At 69.9% G+C, this 21,549-nt stretch carries 18 protein-coding genes; 6 read left to right on the top strand and 12 right to left on the bottom strand.

Going from position 1 to position 21,549, the window contains the following annotated elements:
* Nucleotides 1–84: 84 nt before the first annotated feature.
* On the top strand, nucleotides 85–519 hold the full coding sequence (locus tag ACW7G5_RS04280) for an HIT family protein (protein ID WP_457002098.1): 435 nt from the start codon (nucleotides 85–87) through the stop codon (nucleotides 517–519).
* A 6-nt stretch (nucleotides 520–525) separates the two neighbouring features.
* On the opposite strand, the gene dcd is transcribed toward ACW7G5_RS04280, so the two are convergent.
* Together dcd and apbC are read right to left on the bottom strand one after the other, a co-directional pair.
* A complete protein-coding gene (gene dcd / locus ACW7G5_RS04275) occupies nucleotides 526–1,113 on the bottom strand; it encodes a dCTP deaminase (protein WP_457002096.1) in 588 nt (195 codons plus the stop codon).
* 124 nt (nucleotides 1,114–1,237) lie between these two features.
* Nucleotides 1,238–2,116, bottom strand: coding sequence for an iron-sulfur cluster carrier protein ApbC (apbC, locus tag ACW7G5_RS04270; RefSeq protein WP_457002094.1), 879 nt, complete (start codon nucleotides 2,114–2,116; stop codon nucleotides 1,238–1,240).
* A 344-nt stretch (nucleotides 2,117–2,460) separates the two neighbouring features.
* On the opposite strand from apbC, the gene ACW7G5_RS04265 reads away from it, so the two are divergent.
* From ACW7G5_RS04265 to rnfB, 4 genes are all read left to right on the top strand, one after another.
* Nucleotides 2,461–5,490: a TonB-dependent receptor gene (locus ACW7G5_RS04265; protein WP_457002092.1), complete on the top strand. Its 3,030-nt coding sequence runs from the start codon at nucleotides 2,461–2,463 to the stop codon at nucleotides 5,488–5,490.
* A gap of 163 nt (nucleotides 5,491–5,653) precedes the next feature.
* A complete protein-coding gene (locus ACW7G5_RS04260; protein ID WP_457002090.1) occupies nucleotides 5,654–6,094 on the top strand; it encodes a DUF2147 domain-containing protein in 441 nt (146 codons plus the stop codon).
* A gap of 69 nt (nucleotides 6,095–6,163) precedes the next feature.
* On the top strand, nucleotides 6,164–8,269 hold the full coding sequence (gene metG, locus ACW7G5_RS04255) for a methionine--tRNA ligase (protein ID WP_457002088.1): 2,106 nt from the start codon (nucleotides 6,164–6,166) through the stop codon (nucleotides 8,267–8,269).
* 7 nt (nucleotides 8,270–8,276) lie between these two features.
* Nucleotides 8,277–8,702: an Rnf electron transport complex subunit RnfB gene (gene rnfB, locus ACW7G5_RS04250; RefSeq protein WP_457002087.1), complete on the top strand. Its 426-nt coding sequence runs from the start codon at nucleotides 8,277–8,279 to the stop codon at nucleotides 8,700–8,702.
* Here rnfB and ACW7G5_RS04245 read toward each other — a convergent pair.
* From ACW7G5_RS04245 to ACW7G5_RS04220, 6 genes are all read right to left on the bottom strand, one after another.
* A complete protein-coding gene (locus tag ACW7G5_RS04245; protein WP_457002085.1) occupies nucleotides 8,699–9,700 on the bottom strand; it encodes a TraB/GumN family protein in 1,002 nt (333 codons plus the stop codon). The genes rnfB and ACW7G5_RS04245 overlap by 4 nt on opposite strands.
* Nucleotides 9,701–9,761: 61 nt before the next feature.
* Nucleotides 9,762–10,721 carry a DUF1684 domain-containing protein gene (locus ACW7G5_RS04240; RefSeq protein ID WP_457002083.1) on the bottom strand — a complete coding sequence of 320 codons (960 nt, stop codon included), beginning with the start codon at nucleotides 10,719–10,721 and terminating at the stop codon, nucleotides 9,762–9,764.
* Nucleotides 10,721–12,613, bottom strand: a complete 1,893-nt coding sequence (gene mutL / locus ACW7G5_RS04235; RefSeq protein WP_457002081.1) for a DNA mismatch repair endonuclease MutL — start codon at nucleotides 12,611–12,613, stop codon at nucleotides 10,721–10,723. Before mutL ends, ACW7G5_RS04240 begins: the two co-directional genes overlap by 1 nt.
* Before the next feature lie 73 nt (nucleotides 12,614–12,686).
* Complete coding sequence (locus ACW7G5_RS04230) at nucleotides 12,687–14,246, bottom strand: N-acetylmuramoyl-L-alanine amidase (RefSeq protein WP_457002867.1); 1,560 nt, start codon at nucleotides 14,244–14,246, stop codon at nucleotides 12,687–12,689.
* A gap of 74 nt (nucleotides 14,247–14,320) precedes the next feature.
* Nucleotides 14,321–14,821: a tRNA (adenosine(37)-N6)-threonylcarbamoyltransferase complex ATPase subunit type 1 TsaE gene (gene tsaE / locus ACW7G5_RS04225; RefSeq protein ID WP_457002079.1), complete on the bottom strand. Its 501-nt coding sequence runs from the start codon at nucleotides 14,819–14,821 to the stop codon at nucleotides 14,321–14,323.
* The gene (locus ACW7G5_RS04220) at nucleotides 14,821–16,314 is read right to left on the bottom strand and encodes an NAD(P)H-hydrate dehydratase (protein ID WP_457002077.1); all 1,494 of its coding nucleotides are present in this window, start codon (nucleotides 16,312–16,314) and stop codon (nucleotides 14,821–14,823) included. Before ACW7G5_RS04220 ends, tsaE begins: the two co-directional genes overlap by 1 nt.
* Nucleotides 16,315–16,340: 26 nt before the next feature.
* On the opposite strand from ACW7G5_RS04220, the gene queG reads away from it, so the two are divergent.
* On the top strand, nucleotides 16,341–17,423 hold the full coding sequence (queG, locus tag ACW7G5_RS04215; protein WP_457002076.1) for a tRNA epoxyqueuosine(34) reductase QueG: 1,083 nt from the start codon (nucleotides 16,341–16,343) through the stop codon (nucleotides 17,421–17,423).
* A gap of 46 nt (nucleotides 17,424–17,469) precedes the next feature.
* On the opposite strand, the gene pgi is transcribed toward queG, so the two are convergent.
* The 4 genes from pgi to panB all read right to left on the bottom strand — a co-directional run bounded on the left by pgi (nucleotide 17,470) and on the right by panB (nucleotide 21,534).
* Nucleotides 17,470–18,984, bottom strand: coding sequence for a glucose-6-phosphate isomerase (pgi, locus tag ACW7G5_RS04210; protein WP_457002074.1), 1,515 nt, complete (start codon nucleotides 18,982–18,984; stop codon nucleotides 17,470–17,472).
* A 4-nt stretch (nucleotides 18,985–18,988) separates the two neighbouring features.
* Complete coding sequence (gene panD, locus ACW7G5_RS04205; protein WP_457002073.1) at nucleotides 18,989–19,369, bottom strand: aspartate 1-decarboxylase; 381 nt, start codon at nucleotides 19,367–19,369, stop codon at nucleotides 18,989–18,991.
* Between the two features lie 462 nt (nucleotides 19,370–19,831).
* Nucleotides 19,832–20,722 (bottom strand): pantoate--beta-alanine ligase, encoded by an 891-nt coding sequence (panC, locus tag ACW7G5_RS04200; RefSeq protein ID WP_457002071.1) that lies wholly within the window; start codon nucleotides 20,720–20,722, stop codon nucleotides 19,832–19,834.
* Nucleotides 20,719–21,534 (bottom strand): 3-methyl-2-oxobutanoate hydroxymethyltransferase, encoded by an 816-nt coding sequence (gene panB / locus ACW7G5_RS04195; RefSeq protein WP_457002069.1) that lies wholly within the window; start codon nucleotides 21,532–21,534, stop codon nucleotides 20,719–20,721. The genes panC and panB overlap by 4 nt, the downstream gene beginning before the upstream one ends.
* Nucleotides 21,535–21,549 lie beyond the last annotated feature (15 nt).

Here is a 21,549-nt window from a genome sequence, read left to right as displayed (position 1 = left end):
GCGATTATAGCGGCGGGCTAGAATCGAGCCGAGGGCCGACTTCCTGCCGCTCGCGCCCGCGGCGGACCATTGAAGGAGGGCGCCATGCCCAGGCACAGGTCACCACAGCACGAACCCTACGCCCTGCATCCGCAGCTCGCCGCCGACAGCCATCCGCTCGCCGCCCTGCCCCTGTGCGACCTGCAGCTCATGGACGACAGCAACTACCCCTGGCTGGTGCTGGTGCCGCGGGTGGCAGGCGCACGCGAACTGCTTGATCTGGACCCCGCGCAGCGCGCGTCCCTGGTCGAGGAGATCAGCCGCTGCGAACGGCTGCTTCTCGACGTGTTCCAGCCGCACAAGCTCAACGTCGCCGCGCTCGGCAACCTGGTGCCGCAGCTGCACGTGCACGTGATCGCCCGCTTCGAGCATGACCCGGCCTGGCCGGCGCCGGTCTGGGGCCGGGTCGCCGCACGCCCCTACGCGCCCGAAGCCCTGGTAGCCCGGGTGCGCGAACTGCAGGCGGCGCTGGCTCCCTGACCATGCTCAGGTCCGCGGCAGGGTGACCCCGGTCTGGCCCTGGTACTTGCCGCCGCGGTCGCGGTACGAGGTTTCGCAGATGTCGTCGGCCGCGGCCTGGAAGAACAGCATCTGGGCCACGCCCTCGTTGGCATAGATGCGCGCCGGCAACGGCGTGGTGTTGCTGAACTCCAGCGTCACGTGCCCCTCCCACTCCGGCTCCAGCGGGGTCACGTTGACGATGATCCCGCAGCGCGCGTAGGTGCTCTTGCCCAGGCAGACCACCAGCGTGTCGCGCGGGATGCGGAAGTACTCCACGGTGCGCGCCAGCGCAAACGAGTTCGGCGGGATGATGCATTCGTCGGCCTCGATGTCGACGAAGCTCTTGGGGTCGAAGTGCTTCGGGTCGACGATCGTGGAGTTGATGTTGGTGAACACCTTGAACTCGCGCGAGCAGCGCACGTCGTAGCCGTAGCTCGACGTGCCATAGCTGACGATGCGCTCGGCGCTGGCGCCGCCCTTGTCGACGAACTTGACCTGGCCGGGCTCGAAGGGCTCGATCATGTTCTTTTCCGCGACCATGCGGCGGATCCAGCGGTCGGACTTGATGCTCATGCGGCTCCCGGCAACGATGCCCCGGCGGGACGCCAGGGCAGGTGCGGCGATTGTAGGGAATGGTCGCCGCCGGGGCATCCCGGCGGCGACGTGGCAGCGCGGCGACTTCGACCGCGCTGCAGGTTCAGAGCAGCGAGGCCGAGATCGACGCCGGCGCGCGTGGCCGCTTGGCCAGCTCGGCGACCACGTTGCGCGCAAGCTCGCGGTACGCGGCGGCGGCGGCGGAATCGGGCGCCGCGGCCACCACCGGCACCCCGGAATCGGCGTGCTGGCGGATCGCGATCTCCAGCGGCAGCGAACCGAGCAGCGGCACGCCGTACTGGCTGGCCATGCGTGCGCCGCCGCCTTCGCCGAACACGTGTTCGGCGTGGCCGCAGTTCGAGCACACGTGCACCGCCATGTTCTCGACCAGGCCCAGCACCGGCACCTCCACCTTTTCGAACATTTTCAGCGCCTTGCGGGCGTCAAGCGTGGCCACGTCCTGGGGTGTGGTGACGATGACCGCGCCGGCGACCGGGATCTTCTGCGCCAGCGTCAGCTGGATGTCCCCGGTGCCCGGCGGCAGGTCGATCACCAGGTAGTCGAGGCCTTCTTCACCGCCCCACAGCGTGTCGCCCAGGAGCTGCGTCAGCGCCGACGTGGCCATCGGTCCACGCCAGATCATCGGCGTGTCGTCCTCGACCAGCAGGCCGATCGACATCGCCTCGATGCCGTGGGCGCGCATCGGGAGGATCGACTTGTTGTCCGGGCTCTCGGGCCGGCCCGACAGGCCGAGCATGGTCGGAATGCTGGGGCCGTAGACGTCGGCGTCGAGGATGCCGACGCGCGGCCCCTCGGCCGCGAGGGCCAGTGCCAGGTTGACGGCGGTGGTCGATTTGCCCACACCGCCCTTCCCGGAGCCCACGGCAATGATGTTGCGGACCCGCGGCAGGGGCTTGAGGGTGCCTTGGACGGCACGCGCGGGGATCCGCGCGGCCGGGGGCGACGGCGTTTTCGGGAACAACTCTCCACTCCGGCAGTGACTACGGCCGGCAAGCTTGCGCCAAAGCAGCAGCGACTGCGAGCCACGCCGCTCTGAATACGCCGCCTCCGGCCCTGCGTGGGAATCAAACGCGACGCTTCCGCAGCGGAAACCGGATCCAGCGCACATTTGCGCGGGAAATGCAACACAGAACTGTTGCAATAGCGTTAACCCCATGTTAAGAAATTCTGCAGTCCGCAAAGCCGCATGCATACCAGAGTCAAGCAAGGCAAGAAACGGACCCGACGGCCGCTGCGCTCCCGGACCCATGGGGAATGAATTCGCGGCATTAGCGTCCTCCACATCAACCGGGGAGTCCGAACGCCGTGAAGAAACCCACCATCCGCTCCACTGCACGACGCACCGTGCTGAGCCTCGCGCTCGGAATGTGCTTTGTCTCGGGCGTCCACGCCCAATCCAATACCGCAGGCTCCATTTTCGGATCCGGCGTCGAGCCGGGAACAACCATCACCGTGGAGAGCGCCGACACCGGCTTTCGCAGGGACGTCGTTGCCGACTCGAGCGGGCGTTTCAGCATGTCGTCCCTGCCGGTGGGCCGCTATCGCGTCACCGCGGCGCGCGGCGCCGAGGTCGTGGGCTCGCGCGACAACGTCGCGGTGGTGATCGGCGGCGGTGCCGAGGTCTCCTTCTCGGCCACGGCTGGCGGCGATGTCACCACCATCGACGGCGTGCAGGTCTTGGGCAACCGCGGCCCGTCGATTGACGTGTCGGCCACTGATACGCGCACCGTCTTCACCGCCGAAAAGCTCCAGAACATGCCGGTTGCGCGCAACATCCAGGCCGTGGCGCTGCTCGCCCCCGGCGTCATCCAGGCTGACTCGCGCTATCCCAATACCGCCTCGTTCGGCGGCTCGGCGGCGTCGGAAAACGCGTTCTACATCAACGGTTACGCCGTCACCAACCCGCTGACCAACCTCGGCTCGACCACCCTGCCCTTCGACGGCATCAACCAGATGCAGGTGATCACCGGCGGATACGGCGCCGAGTTCGGGCGCGCGACCGGTGGTGTCGTGAACATCGTCACAAACCGTGGTGGCAACGAGTGGAAGTTCGGTGGCCTGCTGACCTATTCGCCGTCGAGCTTGCGTGCCACTTCCAGGAACATCTACTACCCGGACAACGGTACGCCCACCGACGGATTGCTCTACCAGAAGCGCGACGAGATCGAGTCCGGTGCGTGGAGCTATGGCGTCCACGCCAGCGGCCCGCTCATCAAGGACCGCCTGTTCGTGTACGCGAGCGGCGAGATCACCCAGCAGGACCAGATCGGGGTTCTTGCGCGCCCGGGCGGCGCCACCAACGGCCGACAGCGTTCCGAGTACGACATCCCGCGCTGGATGGCCAAGGTCGACTGGCAGATCTCCGACAACCATGCCCTGGAATTCACGGCGGTATCGGACGTGACCGAGCAGAACGTCCAGTATTCCCAGTTCCAGTACGTGCCCAATGCCGATGACGTCATCCGCGGCACGACCAAGACCGGCGGGTACTACTATCGCGACGGCGGCGAGCTCTATATCGGCCGTTACACCGGCTACCTGACCGACAACCTCACGTTGACCGCGCTTTATGGCCAGCAACAGGGCGACCACGAGGCCGTGCCGTTCGGGTACGACCCCGGCATCACCTATGTCAGCGACACCCGCTCTATCGCCAATCCGGTGCAGCGCGGTTCGTATGGACAGCTCGCCTTCCCCGACGCGTACGACGAAACCGAGGGCGGTCGCATCGACCTGGAATGGCAGGCGGGCTCGCACCTGCTGCGGCTGGGCTATGACCGGCAGGATTCCGAATCGCGGGCCGGTGAAGTGACATCCGGCCCTGGCTATCGCTGGATCTACAGCAGTTGCGGCCCTGGCCGCGAAGGCGACGGGATCGACGGCGGCGGCGGCGCCACCTGCCCGGGCGGGAGCGGCGACTACGTGTCGCAGTACAAGTACGCGAACGGCGGCACGTTTACCGTCGAACAGTACGCGTACTACCTCGAGGACCGCTGGCAGGTTTCCGACAACTGGCTGCTTTCGCTGGGCCTGCGCAACGAGAACTTCGAGAACTTCAACGCCGACGGCGTTTCCTACGTGGAACAAAGGGACCAGTGGGCGCCGCGCATCGGACTGAGCTGGGACGTCCTCGGTGACGCCTCCCTCAAGGTGTTCGCCAACGCCGGCCGCTACCACCTGGCCATGCCCAACAACGTCGCCCTGCGCGGCGCCGCGGGCTCGCTGTATACCAATGAGTACTTCGCGTTCACCGGCATCGATCCGGCCACCGGCGAGCCGATCGGGACGACCGCGCTCGGCGACGGCCCGTACTCGTCCAATCGCGAGTATGGCCAGGCTCCCGATCCCCGGACCGTCACCGCCAAGGGCATCGATCCGCACTTCCAGGACGAGTTCGTGCTCGGCTTCGAAAAGCAGTTCGCCGACCAGTTCACCTTTGGCGCCCGTTACGTGCACCGCAACCTGCGCAGCGCGATCGACGACATGTGTGACTTCCGCCCTGCCTACAACTGGGCGATCAACCAGGGCCTGGGCGAGGAAACCGCGACCAGTCTGGGCGATGCGCTGGCGGCCTGCCGCCTGTTCAATCCGGGCGAAGCGAACACGTTCCTGCTCGACGACGGCACGGGCAACCTGGTCGAGGTTGCGCTGAGTGCAGCCGAACTCGGCTTCCCCGAGCTCAAGCGCATGTACCAGGGCATCGACTTCTTCGTCGAGCGTCCTTTCGACGGCACCTGGTTTGGCCGCGTGGACTACACGCTGTCGCGCAACTACGGCAACGCGGAGGGCCAGCTGAAGTCGGACGTGGGCCAGGGTGACGTCTCGCAGACGATGGACTGGGACCATCCGGAGCTGATGGAATTCGCCAACGGGTACCTGCCCAACGACCGGCGCCACAAGCTGACGGCGTACGGCTACTACCAGGCCAGCCCGGAATGGCGCTTCTCCGCGACCGCCAGCTTCATCTCCGGCCGCCCGAAGAACTGCACCGGCTACTACCCGGATGACCCGGCGAACGACGAGTTCAACGAACTCTATTCGTACGGCGGCCCCTACTACCACTTTTGCAACAACGAGCCGCAGCCGCGCGGCACCGGCGGCCGGATGCCGTGGAACAAGCGCCTCGACCTTGGCGTGGCCTACCTCCCCGCGTTTGCCGACAACAAGCTGGTCCTGTCGATGGACGTGTTCAACGTCTTCGACGACCAGATCGGGCAGAGCATGGTGGAGTACGGCGAGAACGGCGGCGTCGGCGTGCCCTACTCGCAGACAGAGCGCATCCTGAGCTATTCGGCGCCACGCAACGTCCGCTTCGCCCTGCGCTACAGCTTCTAGGGCGAGGTCGGGGACGGGGCCCGCGGCTCGCGCCGCGGGTCCCGTCGTTTTTGCGGGGCCACGCCGGACGCGGACCCGCCGGCCTTGTTCTCTTCCGCTGCGACAGCGGTTATAACGGCGGGGCCGCCCCCAAGGCGGACCACTGACTACCCAGGAGCCCCCAATGCGCATGCACTTCCTTTCCGCAATCCTGTTCGCAACCGCCGCCCTGCTGGCACCAGGCGCCAGCGCACAGGCCAACGGACCCACGGGCCAGTGGAAGACGATCGACGACCAGACCGGCAAGGCCAAATCGATTGTCGAGATCTCCAGGGCCGCGGACGGCACTTACAGCGGCCGCATCATCGAACTGCTCGACCCCAGCCGGCCCGATCCAAGCTGCGACAAGTGCAAGGACGATCGCAAAGGCAAGCCGATCACGGGCATGGAAATCATCCGCGGCATGAAGACCGACGGCGCCTCCTGGTCGGGCGGCACCATCCTCAAGCCCGACGAAGGAAAGGTCTACAAGTCGAAGATGGAACTGGTCGAAGGCGGTGCCAAGCTGAAGGTCTCCGGCTGCGTGGCCTTCATTTGCAAGTCGCAGCTCTGGGAGCGGATCTAGCCTTACGCGCCCCCGGGGAGCTCCAGGCCGGCATGCGATAATCCGCATCCTTTCGCACGCAGCCACGCCATGCCACGCCCCGCACTCGTCACCAACGCCCTGCCCTACGCCAACGGTCCGTTGCACATCGGCCACCTGGTCGGCTACGTGCAGGCCGACATCTGGGTGCGCGCGCGGCGCATGGCCGGCGGCACGGTCCACTACGTCTGCGCCGACGACACCCATGGCACGCCGATCATGCTCGCCGCCGAGAAGGCGGGGACCACGCCGGAGGCCTTCGTCGCCGGCATCCAGGCCGGGCACGAGCGCGACTTTGCGGACTTCGGCGTCGCGTTCGATCATTACGACTCGACCCACTCACCACGCAACCGCGCGTTGACCGAGGCCATCTACGCGCGCCTGGACGCTGCCGGGCACGTCAGCCGGCGCTCGGTGGCGCAGCTGTATGACCCGGACAAGGGCATGTTCCTGCCCGACCGCTACGTCAAGGGCACCTGCCCGCGCTGCGGCACCGCCGAGCAGTACGGCGACAATTGCGAACACTGCGGCGCAACCTACTCGCCCACCGAGCTGCTGCAGCCGTACTCGGTGGTCAGCGGCGCCACGCCCGAGCTGCGCGAGAGCGAACACTTCTTCTTCGAGCTCGGCCACTTCGAAGCCTTCCTGCGTGAGTGGCTGGCCGGTGACGTCGCCACCCCCGGGGTCAAGGCCAAGCTGCTGGAGTGGGTCGACGGCGAGGGCGGGCTGCGCGCCTGGGACATCTCGCGCGACGCGCCCTACTTCGGCTTCGAGATCCCCGGCCATCCGGGCAAGTACCTGTACGTCTGGATCGACGCGCCGATCGGTTACCTGGCCAGCTTCCAGGCGCTGTGCGAGCGCGAAGGCCTCGACTTCGACGCATTCGTCGATGCCGGCAGCCAGGCCGAGATGCACCATTTCCTGGGCAAGGACATCATCAACTTCCATGGCCTGTTCTGGCCGGCGGTGCTCGATGGTGCCGGGCTGCGCCCGCCCACGCGACTGCACGTCAACGGTTACCTGACCGTCGACGGCGCCAAGATGTCGAAGTCGCGCGGCACCTTCGTGATGGCGCGCACCTGGCTGGATGCCGGGCTCCCGCCCGAGGCCCTGCGCTATTACTTCGCGGCCAAGTCCGGCGGCGGCGTCGAGGACATCGACCTCAACCTGGCCGACTTCGTGGCCAGGGTGAACTCCGACATCGTCGGCAAGTTCGTCAACCTGGCCAGCCGCTGCGCCGGTTTCATCGGCAAGCGCTTCGACGGCATGCTCGCGCCGGCGCTGCCGGAGCCGGAGATGTACGCGCGCTTCGTCGCGGCGCTGGCGCCGGTGCGCGACGCCTACGAACGCAACGAGCCCGCCAGCGTGCTGCGCCAGGTGATGGCGCTGGCCGACGAGGCCAACCGCTGGATCGACGAGCGCAAGCCCTGGGTGATCGCGAAGCAGGACGGTGCCGACGCCGAGCTGCACGCTGTCTGCAGCCAGGGCCTGAACCTGTTTCGCGTGCTGGCCGGCGCGCTGCACCCGGTGCTGCCGGCGATGGCCGTGCAGGTGGAAGCCTTCCTCGCGGCTCCGCTCGCCCGCTGGCAGGACCTGGACGCCCCGCTCACCGGCCACCGCATCCAGCCCTACCAGCCGCTGTTCACCCGCATCGACCCGAAGAACATCGCCACCATGACCGAAGCCAGCAAGGACGACCTCAAGCCTGCCGCCGCCCCCGTCCTTGTAGGAGCAGCTACGGCTGCGACCGCGCCGTCCGTAGCCACCAAAGGCGGCACGCCCACCACGACGGCGAACAAAGCGATGTCCAGCGACGCCGCGGCCCCCACCATCACCATCGACGACTTCGCCAAGCTCGACCTGCGCATCGGCAAGGTCATCGCCTGCGAATTTGTCGAAGGTTCGGACAAGCTGCTGCGCTTCGAGCTAGACGCCGGTGAGCTCGGCACGCGCCAGATCTTCTCCGGCATCCGTGCAAGCTACGGCGAGCCGGCTTCGCTGGTCGGCCGCAGCGTGGTCTTCATCGCCAACCTCGCGCCGCGCAAGATGCGCTTCGGCATGAGCGAAGGGATGATCCTGTCCGCCGGCTTCGACGCCGGCGCGCTGGCGCTGCTTGGCGCCGATCCCGCGGCCGCGCCCGGGATGCCGGTCCGCTGAGCCGGCGATGAGCGGCCGCGACGCCCTGGTCGAGCGCCTCGACCGGCTGCTGCCGCAGACCCAGTGCGGGCAGTGCGGCTACAGCGGCTGCCGGCCCTATGCCGAAGCCATGGCCGCAGGCGACGCCGGCGTGGACCGCTGCCCCCCGGGCGGGGATTCCGGCGCGCGCGCATTGGCGACCCTGCTGGGCGTATCACCACTGCCTTTCGACCGCAGCCTGGGCGAACACCGCCCGGCCGAGGTCGCGCTGGTGATCGAACCCGACTGCATCGGCTGCACCAAGTGCATCCAGGCCTGTCCGGTCGACGCCATCATCGGCGGCAGCAAGCGCATGCACGTGGTGCTTGCACCGCTGTGCACGGGATGCCGGCTGTGCGTTCCGGCATGTCCCGTGGACTGCATCGTGATGCTGCCGGACCCTCTCCTGCCCTAGCGCGTGCCGACGCACTCCGAACACACGCGCTCCACTGCATAGCCCCTCGCACGCAGCTTCTCGACCACGCCGTCCTCGCCCAGCAGGTGCATCGCGCCGACCACCACCAGGCTGTCGTCGCTGCCATCTTCGCGCAGCCGCGCTTCCAGCTTCGGCACCCAGGCGTCGTTGCGGCCGACGTTGATCACCTGGTACAGCGCGGGGAAGTCGCGGCGCAATTCGGCGATCGTGCCGTCGATGATCGCTTGCGTATCGCCGGCCCGCCACGCGCCGTGCAGGGCGAGCATCTGCTCTGCACCGGCCTCCGCCTGTTCCAGCGCCTGCTCGAGCATCTGCAGCTGCTCGCCGGCGTCCATTCCGTCGAGGAAGGCGATCTGCTGGGCACCGGTCTCGAGCCCGGCCACGGGCTTCTGCGCGGTCTCCGCCAGTCCGCCCATGTGCGCGTCGAGCCCGATGGCCGGATCGAAGCCCAGCCCGGTCATCTGGCTGATGGTCACCATCATGCCCACGAACCAGGGCTCGAAACGCTGCAGTACCTCGACCGTCATGCCGGTGGCGGCCAGCTGCGCGGCGTTGTCGCGGCCCCAATCGGCAAGCTTCGCCGCCAGCTCCGGGCCAAGCTCGTCGTCAAGCGTGCTGCCGTCGGTGCGCATTGCCGCCTGGGCCATCTGCAAGGCCAGCTGCGGCGAGGCCAGTTCGTCCGGCGCGACCTCGAACACCAGCTTCTCGGCGTCGGCGAAGGCCATGTCGACGTCGCGCGACAACGGATAGTCGGTGGGAAGCAGCAGGTGGAAGGAGCCGAGCAGGTACAGCGAGTTGTCCTTGTCGGACACCTTCCACAGCAGCGGCACCGGAGCCGTCGTTCCGGCAGTCGCCGCGGCGGTCGGTTGCGCGCTGGCCGGTGGCGCGGCCATGGCGAAGGCGCTGGCGCCAATGAGCAGGGTCGCGGCAACGGCGCCGGCAAGCAGGGACCCGCGGGCCCCGTGGGTAATGAACATGGAGGTCCTTTTCTGGGTGGTGGACGCCGCATTGCGGCGGCCAGGTGCGTGCCCGTGCACGTCAGGCGCCCGGCTTCGCATAGGCCTTTTCGCCCGCGGTCAACGCGAGGTCGAGCCGGTTTTCCGGCGGCGGCAGCGGGCAGGTGGCGAAATCCGTGAAGGCACAGGGCGGATTGTAGGCGCGGTTGAAATTGAGCATGACCCGGCCATCCGCTTCCGGCGGCGACGTATCCAGATAACGGCCGGCGCCGTAGCTGGCGTGGCCATTGGTGCGGTCGGCAAGGACCAGGAACAGGCCGCCGTCCTCGCCAGCGATGGCTTCAAGCCTGTAGTCGGTGTCGTCCCTGCTGAACTCCACCGCGCCCGGATTGGGCAGCAGGTCGATCCCGCCGACGATGTTGGCGATTTCGATGGTGCGCCCGGCGGGATGCGGCTCGAAGCGCGCCTCGACCAGCCAGTCCGCATCCACAGGCCAGTATTCCAGTTCGCCGAAGCCCGTGCGCCCGCGCGCCTCCGCGTGCTTGACGCGCAGCGCGCGGCGTTCACCGCGCGTGATCAGTGAAAGCCTGCCCTTGCCGTCATCGAACTGCAACTCCGTCGGTTCCGGATCGAGGGCGTCGCGCAGCTCGATGCGGCCTGTGACCGGCGCATCGCCCACGGCGACCGCCACGCCCCGCTCCGGCGTGAAGTACACCCGGCCGCCCTCCTGCTGCACCAGGCCGAGCTTCGCCGGGCCGTGGCCCAGGCGGATGCCGCTGGTGGCGCTGTTGCCGATGTAGTGCGCGCGCAGCTCCAGCCAGTGCAAGCCGACCAGGCTGGTCCAGCCGTCTTCGGCCAGCAGGCCTTCGCGTCGCTCGCTGCGCCATTCGGCCTCGGCCGCGGTCAGTGCCGGACTGGTCTGGGGTACGTCGGTGGCCTGGTGGTCGCCACCGGCCGGTGGCGCATCGGAACCACAGCCCGCCAGCGCGACGGCGAACAGGAGCCAGGCCGCGGCGGCGGCAAGCGGTGTGTGTCTGGTCATCAACGTCCCCTCATGAACCAACGGTCGATATCGGCGAGCGAAAAGCGTGTCCACGTCGGGCGACCGTGGTTGCATTGTCCGGAGCGTTCAGTGGCTTCCATGTCGCGCAGCAGCGCGTTCATTTCAGCGATGGTCAGGCGCCGGTGCGCGCGCACCGCGCCGTGGCAGGCCATGGTTGAAAGCAGCTCGTCACGGGCGGCGCGCACGCGGCGGCTCTCGCCATGTTCGCGCAGATCGGCGAGCACGTCGCGCAGCAGGGCCTCGGTATCGCCGCTCGCAAGCAGGGCAGGCACGCCGCGCAGCAGCAGCGACTGCGGGCCGGTGCGCGAGACTTCGAAGCCGAGCTCGGCCAGGGTCGCGGCCTCGCGTTCGGCGATGTCGGCCTCGCGCTCGCTCACCGCCACCGCCTGCGGCACCAGCAGCGGCTGCAGGCGCAGGCCGGCGCCATCGTGCGCGGTCTTGAGCTTCTCGTAACCGATGCGCTCATGGGCGGCGTGCATGTCGACCACGACCATGCCGTCGGCGGCTTCGGCCAGGATGAAGATGCCGTGCAGCTGTGCGACGGCGAAGCCGAGCGGCGGGACGCCGTCCTCGCCGGTCTCGGGCAGCGGGCCCTGCGTGCCCGGCTGCGGCGCCCAGGCCAGGCCGCCCACGCCGCCGGCCGCGCTTGCGCTGCCGGCGCCCGCATCGCCACCGGCAACCGTGGCTGCCGCGCCATAGAGCAGCGCATAGGCGTCGCGTGCCTCGTCCACGCGCAGCGACAGGTTGGACTGGCCGGCAGCGCGCGCGGCCAGCTCGCGCCCGACCACAGCCTGGGTGCTGACCGCCGCCACCAGCGGCGCGTTACCCGCGCGGGTTGCCGCAAGCGCTTCATGCAACGTGCGATAGACGAAATCGTGGACCATGCGCGAATCGCGGAAACGCACTTCATGCTTGGCCGGGTGCACGTTCACGTCCACCCGCGCCGGATCCAGCTCCAGGAACAGCACGTAGGCCGGCTGGCGGCCGTGGAACAGCACGTCGGCATACGCCTGCTTCACCGCGTGCGCGACGCTGCGGTCGCGGACCGCGCGGCCGTTGACGTAGAGGTACTGCTGGTCGGCGCTGGCGCGCGAGTAGGTCGGTTGCGCGATCCAGCCGTGCAGGCGCAGCGCGGGCGCGTCGCCGCGGCTGTCGTCGCCTGGGCGCGGGCCGACCGCGTGCTCGACCCGCAATGCGGCCTGCGCAAACGCCTCGCCCAGGGTCTCGACCAGGCGCCCGGCGCCTTCATCGAACGCGAGCCCCTCGCCGCCGCCGCGATAGCGCCGCGACGCACGGCCGTTGTGCGTGACCCGCAGCTCGACGTCCGGGCGCGCCAGGGCCAGCGAGCGCAGCCATTCCTCGATGTGGCCCAGCTCCGTGCGCTCGGCGCGCAGGAACTTGCGCCGCGCCGGCACGTTGTAGAACAGGTCGCGGATCTCGACCGTGGTGCCCTGCGGATGCGCCTTGGGCAGCACCTCGCCCACGCGTCCGCCCTCGACCTGCAGGCTGGCACCGTGCCCGTCGCCATCGCGGCGCGAAGTGATGCTGAAGCGGCTGACCGATGCGATCGACGGCAGCGCCTCGCCGCGGAAGCCGAGCGTGGCCACGACCTCCAGGTCGTCGAGCGAGGCGATCTTGCTGGTGGCATGCCGCGACACCGCCAGCGGCAGCTGCTCCGGCGCGATGCCACCGCCGTCGTCGCGGATCCGCATCAGGCGCACGCCGCCTTCCTCGAGGTCGATGTCGACGCGCCGCGCGCCGGCGTCGAGCGCGTTCTCGACCAGCTCCTTGACCACCGACGCCGGGCGTTCGATGACTTCGCCGGCGGCGATCTGGTTGACGAGGGTGTCGGGAAGCTGGCGGATGCTCAAGAGGTCGCGGGCACCGGCCGCTGTGCGTCCGGCTGATAGGGGCCAGACCCGATGATAAGCGAGCTTGCCGCCCTCAGCGGCTGCCGCCGCTCGCGACCGGAACGCCATCCGCGGATGCGCGCATCGCAAACAGCGTGCCCGGCGGTGGCTGGCTGGTGAAATAGGTCTTGACCCCGTCCAGCACCGCGCGCGCGACGTTGCCCTGGAAGGTCGGGTCGATCAGGCGCTTCTCTTCCTCCGGATTGGAAAGGAAGGCGGCTTCCACCAGCATCGAAGGCATGTCCGAGGTACGCAGCACCGCGAAGTTGGCGCGCTCGATGTGCGGCTTATGGTTGTTGCCGATGCGCTTGAGGCCCGCGAGGATGTGGTTGCCGGCGTCTTCCGAGGCCTTCATCTGCCCGCTCTGGGTGAGGTCGAGCAGGACGTTGGTGAGCATGCTGTCGGAGGTCGCGACCTTGCCGCCGCCGATCAGGTCGGCCGCGTTTTCCTTGTCGGCCAGCCAGCGGGCGCGCTGCGAGGACGCGCCCTTGAGCGACAGCACGTACACCGACGAGCCCTTGGCGCTGCGGTTCTCGGCGGCATCGGCGTGCAGCGAGATGAACATGTCGGCGCCGGCGGCGCGCGCCAGCTGCGCGCGGCGGTTGAGCGGGATGAAGACGTCGGCGTCGCGCACCAGGTGCGCCTTCAGGCCGGGCGTGGCGTTGACCTGGCGCGCGAGTTCGCGGGCGATGGCGAGGTTGATGTCCTTCTCGCGCTTGCCGGTCGGGCCGACGGCGCCGGGATCCTGGCCTCCGTGGCCGGCATCGATGGAGATCACCAGCGGACGCGTCGCACCGCTGGCCGCGGCCTGCGCGGCGTTGGTGCTGGACGGCCGGGAGGCGGCCGGCGCCGCGGCCTCGCGCTTGACGGGCGCGGGCACGCCGGTGGCAATCGTGGTCGGCACCGCCTGCCGCGGCGACGGATCGCTCGATGGCTGTGGCCGCTGCGGGGATGCCGTGGACGGGGCCGCGGGCGCCGGGGCGCCGGCGGCGGGAAGGTTCGCGATCAGCCGCGACGTGGCATCGGCGGACGCGCGTGCCGGATCGGGGGCCGGACCGTTCGTGGCGGCCGTGGCCACCCCGACGCCGGACTGGGTAGCGGCCGCGATCCGCGCGATCGGATCGTTCGTGGCCGGCGCCCCAGCCGTGGGAGCGCGGGCACTTGCTGCCGGGGCCACAGGCGCGGAGCCGTGGTCGCCGGGCCATTCAAGCACCAGCCGGGCGCCGTCGGGGCCGGCTTCGAACCGCGGAGCAAGGGCGACCACCGGCATCGCCAGGTCGAATACCACCCGGGTGGTTCCGGGCGCCGGCTCTCCAGTACGCACCGCCTTGACCACGCCCGCGCCGGCCGGGGCACCGGCGCGAAGCGCCAGCCGGCTGCTTGGAAAATCCACGACCAGGCGATCGGGCCCTGAGAGCGCAATCAGCTTGTAGTCCGCCTCGGCGTCAAGCTTGAGCTCGGCGCGCGTGCCCGTAGGCCCGGCAGTCAACCGCACGTCATTGATTTCGGACGCTTTGGCGAAATTCCAGAGCAGCGCAGCCAGGAGGGCCGCGCCGAGCAGGAATTGCTGCAGATGGATGCCCCGGACGCGCATGGCCGTAGTCAAGCATCACTTCGGCAGGTTTGCAACAGGTTTTCCCTTAGGAATCCGGGACCTGCCCGCCCTTCCTACGGGTTGGGTTCAGGAAGCCCCTGCAAACGACCCCGTTGGGCCAGGGCGGCCAGCCACGCTTCGCCCGCCGCGCCGCGGAATGCCAGCCTGCAGCTTCGACCCTCTCCATCCACCCCGAGGTGGACCTCGAGGTCGGCCGCCGGCAGGGCACCCAGGCCCCGCTCCGGCCATTCAACCAGCCACAGCCGCGCGTCGGCGTCGTCCAGGCCCAGGAATTCGAGTTCGCCGGCATCGCCGATGCGGTACAGGTCCAGGTGCAGGGCTTCGCCACCGGTCGCCAGCGGATAGCGTTCGACCAGGGTGTAGGTGGGACTGCGCACCGGGCCGGTCACGCCCAGTGCGCGCAGCCAGGCGCGGGCCAGGGTGGACTTGCCTGCGCCGAGATCTCCGTGGAGGTGCACCACGGACAGGACCGGCTGCGTGCCGGCGAGTGCTTCGGCCAGCAACGCGGTCGCCTCGGCACCGGGCAGGAACATGCTGCGTTCGCGGGCGTCCATCAGCCCTGCCCCACGTCGCGCAGGGACGCGATGAGGTCGCTGGGCAGCAGCCCGCGGGCGCCACCGGCTGCCGCTGCATGATCACCGGCCACGGCGTGCAGCAGCGCGCCGGCGACCGCGGCTTCGATGGCCGGAAGGCCCTGGGCGCGCAGCGCTGCAATGATTCCGGTGAGCGCATCGCCCATGCCACCCACGGCCATGCCGGGATTGCCCGCGTCGATGATCCAGACCCGGCCGTCCGGCGCAGCCACCACGCTGCCGGCGCCCTTGAGCACCACCACGCAGCCATGGCGCGCGCACAGTGCGTGCGCCGCGGCGATGCGGTCGCGTCCGACCGCTACCACCGTGCAGCCGAGCAGGCGCGCGGCCTCGCCGGGATGCGGCGTCAGCACTGCGTCGGCAGGCACGCTGCGCGGCTCGCTTGCGATGAGGTTCAAGGCATCGGCATCGATCACCAGCGCGCCGGCGCCGGCGATCGCGGCATCCAGTAGGCCCGTGGCCCACTCGTCGTGACCCAGCCCGGGGCCTATCGCGCAGACGTCGGCCGCGGCCAGCAGTGGCCCAAGCGCAGCCGGCTCTTCGAGCGCATGCGCCATCGCCTCGGGCGTGCGCGCCAGCAGCGGCGCCACATGGGCCGTGCGCGTGGCGACGGTGGCCAGGCCGGCGCCCGCCCGCAGCGCCGCGCCTGCCGCAAGCAGCATCGCGCCACCCATTCCGTGGTTGCCACCGACCAGCAGCGCGTGGCCCGAGCGTCCCTTGTGCGCGGTGCGGACGCGCCGCGGCAGCAGTGCCCCCAGTGCGCCTGCGCGCAGCCGCCACGCCGCCGGCCGCACGCCGTCGAACGCGGCATGCGGAATGTCGAGCGGCGCCATGGCCAGGCTGCCCACGTGGTCGAGGGCCGCACCCGTCGCCAGTCCCGCGTGGTCGCCGAGGAACTGCAGGGTACGGCTCGCGCGCACAGCGATGCCGGGCACGCTTCCGCAGGACGCGTCCACGCCCGACGGCACGTCGAGCGCGAGCACCTCCGTGACACTCGCGGCGATCGCAGCGATCAGCGCGGTGCAGGCAATGTCGGCGCGGCCGTCGAAACCGATGCCGAACATCGCATCGACCACGACGTCGCAGCCCGGTGGGAGCGCCTCCGCCACGTCCACGGCACCGCCCGCATCGAGGAATTCGGCCGCCGCGCGCTTGGCCAGCGCGCTGCGTGGCACCTGGCCACCGGCGTGCAGCACGCGCACGTCGCGCCCTGACTCGAGCGCGTGCCTCGCCAGCACATAGCCGTCGCCCCCGTTGTTGCCCGGGCCGCAGACGACCACGATCCGCAGCGCCTGCGGCCAGTGTTCAAGCAGGAAACGCCAGGCCGCGGCGCCGGCGCGCTGCATCAGCGCGAAATCGTCGCCGGGAAGCAGGGCGATCGCCTGCGCTTCGATCCGGCGCATGCCTGCAATGTCGTACAGCGGCGTGGCGGCGTCGGTTCGGGAGGCGTGCATGGCCCGGATTCTATACTTGGCGCGCCATGTCCCGGCTTCCCGCCAGCGCTGCGATCACGCCCGACCCCGCCGCGCTTGCCGCGCGGGTCCGCGCCCTGGTGCACGAGGCCGGCTTCCAGCGCTGCGGCATCACCGGCATCGACCTCGGCGATGACGAAGGCCACCTGCGCGACTGGCTCGCGCGCGGCTTCCACGGCTCGATGGACTGGATGGCGCGCCACGGCAGCAAGCGCTCGCGGCCGCAGGAACTGGTGCCGGGGACGATCAGCGTGCTGTCGGTGGGCCTGGACTACGGCCGCCGCGACGACGTCGAGGCCTGGGCGACCCTGGCCGACGGCGAGCGCGCCTACGTCGCCCGCTACGCGCTGGGCCGCGATTACCACAAGCTGATGCGCAACCGCCTGCAGAAGCTGGCCGACCGCATCGCCGCGGAGATCGGGCCGTTCGGCCATCGCGTGTTCGTCGATTCGGCGCCGGTGCTGGAACGCGCGCTGGCGCGCAACGCCGGCCTCGGCTGGATCGGCAAGCACACCTGCCTGATCGACCGCGACGGCGGCTCCTGGTTCTTCCTCGGCGAGCTCTACCTCGACATCGCCCTGCCCCCCGACCCGCCGGCGACGCCGCACTGCGGCAGCTGCCGGCGCTGCATCGATGTCTGCCCGACGCAGGCGATCCTGGGGCCGAACGTGCTGGATGCGCGGCGCTGCATCAGCTACCTCACCATCGAGCACGAAGGCCCGATCGACGAGGAGCTGCGGCCGCTGATGGGCAACCGCATCTTCGGCTGCGACGACTGCCAACTGGTCTGCCCCTGGAACAAGTTCGCCCGCCGCCACGACGAACCCGACTTCCGCGCCCGCAACGACCTGGACACCGCCAGCCTTGCCGAACTGTTCGCGTGGGAGGAGGACGAATTCCTGCGCCGCACCGAAGGCACCGCGCTGCGCCGTAGCGGGCATGCGCGTTGGCTGCGCAATATCGCCATCGCGCTGGGCAATGCACCGGCCACGCCGGACGTGCTGCACGCGCTTGAAACGCGCCGCGAACACCCCGACCCCGTCATCCGCGAACACGTTGCCTGGGCCCTGGCGCGACACGCCGCCCGTTGAACACCCCGCCCCTTTCGTAGGAGCAGCGAGGCGCGACCCAAGGGATTCAGCGGTGCGCGCGGATCTCTTCAAGCAGCGCCCGCGTCACAGCATCACCCGCCTCGCGCTCGCCGCGCACCGCGGGCAGCAGCTCGCCGGCGATGCGCTTGCCAAGCTCCACGCCCCACTGGTCGAAGGCGTTGATGCCCCACAGCACCGACTGCGCGTAGACGCTGTGCTCGTACATCGCCAGCAGCGCGCCGAGCGAATGCGGCGTGAGTTCGTCGAGCAGGAACAGCGTCGACGGCCGGTTGCCGGGATACGCCTTCTGCGGATCATCGGCCGCATGCCCGTTGCCCAGCGCCTCGGCCTGCGCCAGCAGGTTGGCGAGCAGCGCATCGTGGTTGCCCGCATGCGCATGCGCCGGCCGCACCACGCCGATGAAATCGGCCGGCACCACGTCGGTGCCCTGGTGCAGGGCCTGGAAAAAACTGTGCTGGGCGCCGGTGCCGGCGCCACCCCAGACCACCGGCACGGTCGCCACGCCGGGCGCGCGGCCGTCGCTGCGCACCGACTTGCCCAGGCTTTCCATCACCAGCTGCTGCAGGTAGGCCGGCAGGTGCGCCAGGCGCTGGTCGTAGGGAAGCACGGCCTGCGTGGGCAGGCCGAGCGCGTTGCGGTTCCAGACCGCCACCAGCGCGTGGCGGATCGGCAGGTTGGCTTCCAGCGGCGCTTCGACGGCGTGCGCGTCCATCTCGGCGGCGCCGGCAAGCAGGGCCTCGAACCCGCCCATGCCCACCGCCAGCGCGATCGAGAACCCGACCGCCGACCACAGCGAATAGCGCCCGCCGACCCAATCCCACATCGGCAGCACGCGCTCCGGCGCCACGCCGAAGGCCTCGGCCGCGGCCACGTTGGCGCTGACCGCGTACAGGTGCTCGCCCCCGCCCAGCCAGTCACGGACGACCTCGCCGTTGAGCAGCGTCTCCTGGGTACCGAAGCTCTTGGACACCAGGATCGCCGCGGTGCGCGCCGGATCCAGGCCGCGCAGTGTGTGCTGCACCTCGCTGCCATCGACGTTGCTGACGAAGTGCAGGCGGAAGCGGCCGTCGTTGAAATCCTTCAGCGCATCCACCACCAGCCGCGGGCCAAGATCCGAACCGCCGATGCCGATGTTGACGATGTCGGTGACGCCGGATTCGCGCAGCGACGCGACCAGGCCCGCCATGCGTTCCCGCGCGGCCAGCGCATCGGCGTGCGCGCGCTGCGCAACCTCGCCGCGACCGATGTCCGAACGCAGCGCCGTATGCAGCGCGGGCCGGCCCTCGGAAACGTTTACCTCGGCACCATCGACCAGGGCGCGCAGCGCCAGCGACAGGCGCACATGCCCGGCGAGTTCGCCGAGGGTGGCCAGGGTCGGCCCATCCAGACGCTGGCGCGCGAAGCTCGCGTACACCGGGCCCACGCGCAGCGCCATCGCCTGCGCACGCGCGGGATCGGCTGCGACCAGGTCGGGGATGCGCGAGCCGGCAAGACGCTCGGCGTGGTCGAGGAACTGCCGGACCAGCGCTTCGCCGGCCAAGGCGTCAGGCCGCCTGCGCCGGGATGGCGTCGTTGGTGTGCGTCATCCGGTTCTCACGATCGACGTACACCAGGCTGGGCTTGAACGCGGCGGCCTCGGCCTCGTCGCAGGCGCCATAGGCGCAGACGATGACCAGGTCACCCGGTTCGGCCTGATGGGCGGCGGCGCCGTTGACGGAGATAATGCCGCTGCCTTCTTCGGCGCGGATCGCATAGGTCGCGAAGCGCTTGCCGTTGTTGATGTTGTAGATCTCGATGCGCTCGTATTCGCGGATGCCCGAGAGGTCGAGCAGGCGGCCGTCGATCGCGCAGGAGCCTTCGTAATGCAGCTCGGCGTGGGTGACGGTGGCGCGGTGGATCTTGGCTTTGAGGAGGGTCAGGAGCATGGTTGGGGACCGCGATCTGCCGGGAAATCGGCGTCAGCCTTCGATTCTACAAGATGGCGGGTTTTGCTCTTGTCCGGGACGACTGCTGCCGTGGACTGGTTCAGGGTTCCGGGTGGGTTGCAGGGCGGACGCTTCGCAGGCGTGTCAGGGACCTGGGCTTGGCGGGGGCGGAGGATGGGCGGGTACTCCGCCGGCGTCGCGGTGAAGCTGCTCCTGATTGCCGGCGGAATACCCGCCCACCCTCCGCTGCCATCGGCGCAGTGGGGTGGTGGAACGAGCAGGAGCGTCGCGCCTTTGATTTTCCGGCGGCCCGCGGGAAGGCGCTGCAAGGCGGGTCGGGGGGTGCGCAGTGGGCATAAAGGCCCGCGCAGCGGGACAGCCCACGGAGTAGCCACCGGCCCGCCGTACCGCGCGCCTTTGGCGAGACGTCGCGTCATGTGGGGGTCGCAGCTGTAGCTGCTCCTACAGAGGCGGGGGCGCGGTGGGTCGGGCCGGGAATTCGAGGTTGTCGATCAGGCGGGTGCGGCCGAGGCGGGCGGCGATGAGGGCGACGCGGCGGCCGTCGTCGGCATCGCCCGGCGCATCGGGTTCGACCAGCAGCGGCGTGCGCACCACGGCGTAGTCGACTTCGAAACCGGCGGCCTGCAGTCGTGTGACGGCCTCGGCTTCCGCGGCGCGCCGGTCGGCGCCGCCCTGCACCGCCGCGCGCATCGCCAGCAGGGCGCGGTGGATTTCAGGAGCCAGCGCGCGCTCGGTGGGCGACAGATATTGGTTGCGCGAGCTCTGCGCCAGGCCATCGTCGTCGCGCACGATCTCGGCGCCCAGCACCTCCACCGGGAACGCGAGGTCGTCGACCATGTGCCGGATCACCGCCAACTGCTGGTAGTCCTTGCGGCCGAACACCGCGACGTCGGGCTGCACCTGGTTGAACAGCCGCGCCACCACGGTGCACACGCCGTCGAAGTGCCCCGGGCGATGCGCGCCGTCGAGCACGCCGGTGATCCCGGGCACCTGCACGCGCACCGCGCGCGCCGTGCCCAGCGGGTACATCTCCGCAAGCTGCGGCAGCCAGACGAGGTCGCAGCCGGCGCCATCGAGGCCGGCGACGTCGGCATCGGGCGTGCGCGGATAGCGCTCGTAGTCTTCACCGGGACCGAACTGGGTGGGATTGACGAAGACGCTGGCGACCACGCGGTCGGCATGCACGCGCGCCAGGCGCACGAGGCTGTAGTGGCCTTCGTGCAGGTTGCCCATGGTCGGGACCAGGGCCACGCGCAGGCCGTCGCGCTTCCAGGCGGCGATGCGTGCGCTCAGCGCGCCGAGCGCGCGCGCGACTTCGATCGCCGCGCTCATGCGTAGGAGTGCGCCGCGTCGGGGAAGCTGCCGTCGCGCACGGCGGCCACGAACGCCTCCGCGGCGCCGGCCACCGAGCCGCCTTCGGCCAGGAAATCCTTCACGAACTTCGGGCGCCGGTGGCCGGAATCGAGGCCGAGCATGTCGTGCATCACCAGCACTTGGCCATCGCAGTCGGCACCCGCGCCGATGCCGATGGTGGGCACCGCGCTGTCGCGGGTGATGGCGGCCGCCAGCGCTGCGGGCACGCCCTCCAGCACGATCAGCGCGGCGCCGGCTTCGGCCACTTCGCGCGCTTCGGCGCGCAGGCGCCCGGCAGCGGCCTCTTCGCGCCCCTGGACCTTGAAGCCGCCGAAGCGCAGCACCGACTGCGGCGTCAGGCCGAGGTGGGCGCAGACCGGCATCTCGCGCTCGGCCAGGAAGCGGATCACGTCGAGCTTGGGACCAGCGCCCTCCAGCTTCACCATCTGCGCGCCTGCCTGGAGCATCCGGGTGGATGCGTCCAGCGCGCGTTCGGGCGTGGCGTCGGCCTGGAACGGCAGGTCGGACACCAGCAGCGCATGGCTCAGCGCGCGGGCAACGCAAGCGGTGTGATAAGTGATGTCGTCGACGGTCACCGGCAGCGTCGAAGCGCGGCCCTGCACTACCATGCCCAGTGAATCACCGATCAGGATCAGGTCGACGCCCGCGGCGTCGAACACGCGCGCGAAACCGGCGTCGTAGGCGGTCAGCATGGCGAGCTTGCGGCCCGCTGCGCGCGCCTCTGCGAGGCCGGGCACGGTCATCGGCCGGCGGTCCTGGTTCTTGGCCATCGAGTATCGCGTCCG

The sequence above is a fragment of the Luteimonas sp. A501 genome (genome assembly GCF_054052085.1).
The sequence above is the reverse complement of the archived record's forward strand: the minus strand, read 5'-3'. Positions and strand labels throughout refer to the sequence as shown.